Source organism: Roseomonas sp. 18066 (assembly GCF_902706185.1).
In the GTDB taxonomy this organism is placed as follows: domain Bacteria; phylum Pseudomonadota; class Alphaproteobacteria; order Acetobacterales; family Acetobacteraceae; genus Pseudoroseomonas.
Genome location: NZ_CACSJM010000230.1, coordinates 1 through 6794 on the forward strand (window position 1 = coordinate 1; position 6794 = coordinate 6794).

Here is a 6794-nt window from a genome sequence, read left to right on the forward strand (position 1 = left end):
GTGGTGGAGGAGCCCGACGAGGCGCGGGCGATCGGGCGGGCGCGGGGGCTGCTGCATCTGCTGGGGTTTTCCGCGTTGCGGCCGATGCCGTTCCACCAGGCGGTGGTGGAGGAAGTGGCGCTGCCGGCGCTGCTGGCGGCGGCGGCTGCGGGCCAGCGGGCGCTGGCGGTGGACCTGGAGGCGCAGTTCAGCCTGCATTGGCTGCGGCGGGAGGAAAGTGCTGCGCATTACGGGCGCTGGATCGGGCGCTGGGCGCCGGCGCTGGCCGACTGCGGGCGGGGGCAGGCGCTGGCGCCGCTGCCGCCCTTGCCGGTCGAGGGGCGGCCGGCATTGGCGGTGGTGGCGCATCAGGCGAATGGCCTGGCGCATGTGCAGGCGATGCTGACGATGCTGGAGGCCTGCGCCCGGTTGCCGTCCCGTTTTTCTTTCGCCGTCCATTTCCTGCAGGGGACGGATGAGGCGGTGTTCGCCCGGCTGCGCGCGGCGGGGGTGGCGGTGGTCGCGCATGACTTCCCGCGGGATGCGCCGCTGGCCGATATGATCGACGTGCTGGCGATGCGGCTGCGGCAGGCGCGGGTGGCAGCGGTGGTGTGGCTGTGCTCGCCGATCGGGCTGGCTTACGCCTTTGGGCGGCGTCTGGCGCCGGTGCAGGTGTGGTGGTCGTTGAAGTTCCATCCCGCCGCGGCGCCGGATGCCGATCTGCGGCTGGGCGGGTTTTCGGGGCAGGGCGAGGCGGTGGTGGTCGAGGGCATTCCCTGGCGCAACCTGCCGGGCAGCATCGACCCGCAGATCCCGGCTGATGCCGCCGTGCAACGGGCCGCCTTACGGGCGCGGTTCGGCGAGGGGCTGCTGCTGGGCTCGCTGGCGCGGGAGGAGAAGATCGCCGATCCGGCCTTCCAGGACGCCATCATCGCCATCCTGCAAGCGCTGCCGGGGGCGCGGTATCTCTATACCGGGCGGCGGGATCTTCCCGAGTTCCGCGACCGGCTGATTGCTGCCGGGGTTGCTGGGGAATTCGTCGGCTGGGTGGATACGGGCGCCTTTGCCGGGGTGCTGGATCTCTACCTGGACAGCTTTCCGCTGGGCGGCGGGCTGACGGCGATGCAGGCGATGGTCAGCGGGGTGGCGCCGGTGTTCTGGGCGCATGCGCCGGGGGCGCCGCTGGCCGGGGTGCTGGACAATGCGCTGCACCGGCAGCGTTTCGGCGACGCGGTCCCGCCAGCGGAGCGGGCCGCGCGGGATGCGCTGCTGCGGGACGCTTCCGGGGCCGACCTGCTGCCGCCGGTGCGGTCGGTGGAAGCGTACATCGCGCGGGCGGTTGCGCTTGGCCGGGATGACGGGCTGCGGCGGGCGGTGGGCCAGGCGGTCGCGCGTTACGCGGAAACGTTTCTGCTGGACCATGCCGCGCCGGCGCGCGCCTTCGAGGCGGCGCTGGCCGGCGTCATTCCGGGCGACGGAACAATCCGAACAGCTTGAAGCCCAGCTGCCGCCAGAAGAGATCGGCGGGGCGCAGGGTGGCCAGGTCCTCCGGCGCCCAGGGGCCGAGGGTGGCGCGCACCGCCTCCGGCGGATGCGCCAGCAGGCGGTCGAGCTCCGAGATGTAGCTCTGCAGCGTCACGGTCTGGAAACCGGCGCGGGCGGTCAGCGCCACCAGCGAGGCCGGGTCGAAATAGCTCCAATGCCCGGGCGTCACGACGGTGGAGGCGGCGCCCTCCACCTGCACCAGCGGGCTGTCGAAATTCGGCACCTGCAGCGCCAGGATGCCGCCCGGGCGCAGCCGGTCGCGGATGGCGGCCAGGAATGCCAAAGGCCGCTCGATATGCTCGAGCACGTCGAACAGCGTCACCAGCGCGAAGGGCCCCTCAGGCGCGTCGCCGGGGAAGAAGCCGCAGCGCACGCCAGGGTGGCGGGTGCGGGCGCGCGCGGCGAAGTCGGGGGCGGGCTCGACGCCGGCGACGTGCCAGCCGCGCACCGCGAAGGCATCCAGCACCGCGCCTTGGGCGCAGCCGATGTCGAGCATATCGGCCGGTTGCGGGAAGAAGGGCGCGAGCTGCTGGATAACATAGTCGATCTTCCCCTGTTCCAGCCTGGCATAGGGCGCGCTGCCTTTCAGCGCGGCGAAGGCCTGGGGGATGCTGTCCGGGTCGGCCTCGGCGCGGGCATAGCGCTGCCGCTCGGTGACCGAACAAAAGACCTCGCGGCTGTAGACGAGGCGGCAGCCGGGGCAGCGCAGCAGGGAAAAATCCGGGCGGCTGAAGCGTTCCAGGCGCTGCGCCGTGCCCGCCGGCTGGTCGCAGACCGGGCAGTCGCGCGGCTGGAAGACATCGGCGGCGCGCAGCGTGGCCAGGCTCGCCTGCTCCACCGCGGTCAGCGCGCGATAGTGGTCGCGCATGGCAGCGCGGAAGCCGGGCACCAGCGCGGCGTCGAAATTCTCTGGCTGCAGCATCAATGCGGGATGGCGGCCAGGGCCGCGTCCAGCCGCTCGACCACGCGGTCCTGCTCGCCGGGCGGCAGGTCGCCATAGAGCGGCAGGCGCAGCAGGGTGGCGCCGGCGGCCTCGGTCACCGGCAGCGGGGCCAGCGTCTGGCCGAAGCGGCGCCCGGCGGCAGAGAGATGAAGCGGCTCATAATGGGTGGACGCCCCGATGCGCTCGGCGGCGAGGCGCGCCAGCACATGGTCGCGCATCGCCCGGCTCGGGAAGCGCAGGTGGTAGATATGGCCGTTATGCGCCGCCGCCTGCGGGATCTGTGGGCGGCGCAGGCCCCAATCCTCGGCGAGCGGGGCGAGCAGCGTGTCGTAGCGCCGCCAGACCGCCAGCCGTTTCTCGGTGATCTCCTCGAGGCGGGCGAGCTGCACGGCCAGCAGCGACGCCGTGACTTCCGACGGCAGGAAGGAAGAACCCAGATCCTGCCAGGAATACCGGGACACCTCGCCGCGCGCGAAGCGCAGCCGGTCGGTGCCTTTCTCCCACAGGATCTCGGCGCGGCTGCGCAGCGAAGGATCGTTGACGATCAGCGCGCCGCCCTCGCCGCAGGTGAGGTTCTTGCTGGCATGGTAGCTGAAGGCGCCGAGCGTGCCGAAGCTGCCGAGCGGCTGCCCGGCCCAGCTGGCGCCGACCGCCTGGGCCGCATCCTCGATCAGCGCCAGCCCATGCCGGCGGCAGACCGCCTGGAGGGCCGCCATGTCGCAGCCGACCCCGGCATAGTGGACGCAGATCACCGCCCGGCTGCGCGGGGTGACGGCGGCGGCGACGTCGTCGGCATCGAGGTTCAGCGTGTCCTCCCGCACATCGGCGAAGACCGGCACGGCGCCGCGCAGCAGCACCGCATTGGCGGTGGAGCAGAAGGTCCAGGACGGCATGATGACCTCGTCGCCCGGGCGCAGCTCCAGCAGCAGGGCGGCCATCTCCAGCGCCGCGGTGCAGGATTGCGTCAGCAGCGGCAGGCTGTCCGGCATGGTGGCGGCCAGCATCCGGTGGCAGCGCTCGGTCTGCGTCGCGCCGCCGGCCAGGCGGCGGCTGACCAGGGTGGTCTGCAGCGCGCGCAGCTCGGCCTCGCCCAGGTCGGGGGCGTAGAAGGGGATGGCGGGCAGGACGGATCCGGACGCGGCGGGGCGGGGTGCCGGCGAGGGCAGGCGGGGATCGGGCATCGGCATTCCTGCGGGCGGCTGCGGGCAGCGGGCAGGCTAGCGCGCCGTTGGTGGATTTTCGCTGAAGCCCTCAGCATCCGGTGAAGCCCGCGCCGATTGTCGCCCCGCGCGGCTTCCCCCTAGAAAGGGATGAATTGCCGCTTGGGGATGCTGCCCGCCTTGACCTCCACCCCGCCCACCATCCCCGGCTGGTTCACCCCAGGCCACGACCTGGCCGGGGCGGTCGACCATATCGACCCGATCGACGGCTTCCGCGGCTGGGTGGTGGATCGCCGCCAGCCGCGCCGGGCGCTGCTGGTCGAGGCCCGGGCCGCGGGGGAGAGCCTGCTGCAGGGCCTGGCCGGCCTGTCGCGCCCCGATCTGGTGGCAGCGCTGCAGCAGCCGCTGCGCGCCGCCTTCGCCCTGGAATGGCGCAGCTTCGACCGGGCGCAGGTGGCGCGGCTGGCGGCGGTCGATCCCGGGGCGGTGGTCGGCGTCGTGCTGGAGGACGGCGCGGCGCTGCCCTTCATCGGCCCGGCGCCGACGCTGGCCCAGCTGCTGGCGCTGATCGAGGCCCCGCGCCCGCCGCAGCATGCCGGCTTCGCCACGCTGCGCCTGGCCCTGGCGCTGCGCCGGCTGCAGCTGGTCGACCCCGACACGGCCGGCGACGACCCGATCTTCGACTATCTGGAAGGCGGCGAGGCGGCGGGCCGCTGGCCCAACCGCTATTTCGACCCGGCGCTGGTCGCCGCGGCGCTGGGCCTGGCCGGGCCCGAAGGCGCCCTGGCCGCCTATCTGCAGCGGCCGGAGGCGGTGGCCCGCACAAGCCTGTATTTCGACCAGGACTGGTGGCTGACCCAGGCGCCGCCGGGCACCGCCATCCCGCTGGCCGCCCATCTGGCCGACCCCAAGGCGCGCGACCCCAACCCGCATCTGTCCCGCGCCCGGCTGGAACAGGAATACCCCGAGGCGAAGACGGCGGCCGATCCCTATGCCGCGGCCCTGCGGATCGCCGAGAGCCGCGGCGAGGCCGCCCGCTGGCAGCGCCTGCTGGCCGAGGCCGCGCCCAGCCCCGTCCCGCAGCTTCTGACGTCAGAAGGTTTCGCCGCCCGCCGCGCCCTGGCGGCGGCGGCGCTGCCCGCCCCTGGGCAAGGTCGCGACCTCTTCGCCCGCCTCGCCGCGCGGCGGGCGGTGCCGGACGATGCCGAGGCCTTCGCCGGCCCCACCAGCGCCACGCCGCGCGCAAAAACCTTCGCGCTGCTGCTGCCCCCCGCCGGGGGCGACCCGCTGGCCGAGGCCACCCTGCTGGCCAGCGCCCTGCCGCGCCTGGCCGACCAGGCCCAGCCGCGCCTGCCCGCGCCGCGGCTGGACCTCGCCGCCCAGGCGGCGCTGGCGCTGCAGGCCGGGCTGGCCGGCTTCTGCCTGCCCTGGCCGCTGCCGCCTGGGATGGAAGTGCCGCAGGCCCCGGGCCTCGCCTGGCTGACGCTGTGGAGCGACGGGCGCGACCCCTGGCTGGCCGGGCGTATCCCGGAGACCGATCCCTTCCCCGATCATCTTGCGTCTTTCCTGGCCGACCCGCGCTGCCTGCGGCTGGACGGCCGCCCGGTGCTGCTGGTCGCCCGCGACGGGCTGGCGCCGCAGGGAATGCCGGCACTGCGCCAGGCCCTGGCGACGGTGCTCGGCGCCGAGCCGTTGCTGTTCCTCGCCCAGGGCAAGGCCAGCGAGGATCCGCGCGCCCTCGGCTATGACGGCACCGTCGAAATTCCGCCGCCGCTGGGCGGGCAGCTTGGCCTGCCGGCGGCGCCCCCGGCGCAGCGGCTGGATGCAGCCGCCGCTTTGCCCCAGGCGCCTTACGAGGCGGCGCTCGCCGCCGCGCTGCGCCAAAGCGCGCCCGACTGGCCCTGGCTGCGCTGCGCCATCCCCGATTTCGACGAGGAGCCGCGCCAGCCCGGCGCCGGCCGCCTGCTGCGTGGCGCGATGCCCGCCGCCTTCGCCGACTGGCTGCGCAGCCTGGCCGACCGGGCCGAGGCCGCCGGCCAGCTGCTGCTGGTCGACAGCTGGAACGGCTTCGCCGATGGCACCGCGCTGCTGCCCGAGCGCGCCCTCGGCCATGCCCGGCTGAACGCGCTGTCCCGGGCGCTGCATCCGGTGCCCTCGCGGCTGCGCGCCGGGCTGCCGGGCGTCTCGGTCGTGGTGCCGAGCTTCCAGAGCGCCGCCTGGCTGGCCGACCGGCTGGGCTCGATCTTCGCCCAGACCCTGGCGCCGGCCGAGATTCTTCTTCTCGATGACGCCTCGACCGATGACAGCGTCGCGGTGGCCGAGCGGATCGCCGCCGCGGCTGGCCGCGCATTGCGCGTGGTCCGCTGCCCGCAAAACTCCGGCAATGTCTCCCGGCAATGGCAGCGCGCCGCCGGGCTGGCTTCGCAGGAGCTGCTCTGGATCGCCGAGGCCGATGACCTGGCCGATCCGCGCTTCCTCGAGGTGCTGGCGACCAAGCTGGCCGACGACCCGCAGGCGGCGATGGCCTTCTGCGACAGCGGCGCCGTCGATCCCGGGGGAAGGCTGCTGGCGCCGGACCGCAAGCCCTATGCCGCCGCGCTGGGCGATGCCGGGCTGCTGCGCGATGGCGCTTTCGACGGGCCAGACTTCGCCGGCCGCTTCCTGGCGCCGCGCAACCTGGTGCTGACCGCCAGCGCCGTGCTCTGGCGCCGCGACGCCCTGCGCGCCGCCTTCGCCGCGGCGGGGGAGGAGGCCTTCGCCTTCACCTGCGCCGGCGACTGGCGGCTGTACCTGGCGGCCTGCCAGGGCGGCGGCCGGGTGCAGTATGTCGCGGCCCCGCTCGCCCGGCAGCGCCAGCACCCCGACAGCGTCACCGCCAGCCTGGCCAAGGACCGGCACCTGGAAGAGATCGCCCGGCTGCATGCGCTGATCGCCGCAAGCGCGCCGGTGCTGGAACCGGCCATGGCCGGCTATCGCGACGATCTGCGCCGACACTGGTCGCTGGCCTGACCCGGCGAAAGCCAATCTTTACCGCGCCGCTCTAGGTCACGGACTCATAATGCCGCAGCCATAGCCTTGACCCGACAAGGTGTAGGGCAGCGAGGTAGTTGCGCGAGAGCTTGTCGAAGCGGGTGGCGATGCGTCGGAAGTGCTTCATTCGATTGAAG

General features: G+C 73.9%; 3 protein-coding genes and 2 pseudogenes. 2 read left to right on the forward strand and 3 right to left on the reverse strand.

Features of this window, described 5'->3' with window-relative positions; genetic code table 11:
• Positions 1 to 1476 (forward strand): annotated as a pseudogene (locus GVN67_RS29825) (hypothetical protein); the annotation flags it as partial.
• On the opposite strand, the gene GVN67_RS27440 reads toward GVN67_RS29825, so the two are convergent.
• Both GVN67_RS27440 and rffA read right to left on the reverse strand, forming a co-directional pair.
• The gene (locus tag GVN67_RS27440) at positions 1442 to 2446 is read right to left on the reverse strand and encodes a bifunctional 2-polyprenyl-6-hydroxyphenol methylase/3-demethylubiquinol 3-O-methyltransferase UbiG (RefSeq protein WP_160000495.1); all 1005 of its coding nucleotides are present in this window, start codon (positions 2444 to 2446) and stop codon (positions 1442 to 1444) included. The pseudogene GVN67_RS29825 and the gene GVN67_RS27440 overlap by 35 nt on opposite strands.
• Complete coding sequence (rffA, locus tag GVN67_RS27445) at positions 2446 to 3648, reverse strand: dTDP-4-amino-4,6-dideoxygalactose transaminase (RefSeq protein ID WP_160000496.1); 1203 nt, start codon at positions 3646 to 3648, stop codon at positions 2446 to 2448. The genes GVN67_RS27440 and rffA overlap by 1 nt, the downstream gene beginning before the upstream one ends.
• Before the next feature lie 159 nt (positions 3649 to 3807).
• Here rffA and GVN67_RS27450 point away from each other — a divergent pair, with 159 nt between their 5' ends.
• Entirely contained in the window at positions 3808 to 6636 is a 2829-nt protein-coding gene (locus GVN67_RS27450; RefSeq protein WP_160000497.1) for a glycoside hydrolase family 99-like domain-containing protein, read from the forward strand.
• Between the two features lie 31 nt (positions 6637 to 6667).
• On the opposite strand, the pseudogene GVN67_RS27455 reads toward GVN67_RS27450, so the two are convergent.
• A pseudogene (locus tag GVN67_RS27455) lies at positions 6668 to 6794 on the reverse strand (IS5/IS1182 family transposase); the annotation flags it as partial.

Coding starts and splice junctions, on each gene's coding strand:
- GVN67_RS27440 (WP_160000495.1), bottom strand. CDS start 2,446: ATGCTGCAGCCAGAGAATTTCGACGCCGCGCTGGTGCCCGGCTTCCGC.
- rffA (WP_160000496.1), bottom strand. CDS start 3,648: ATGCCCGATCCCCGCCTGCCCTCGCCGGCACCCCGCCCCGCCGCGTCC.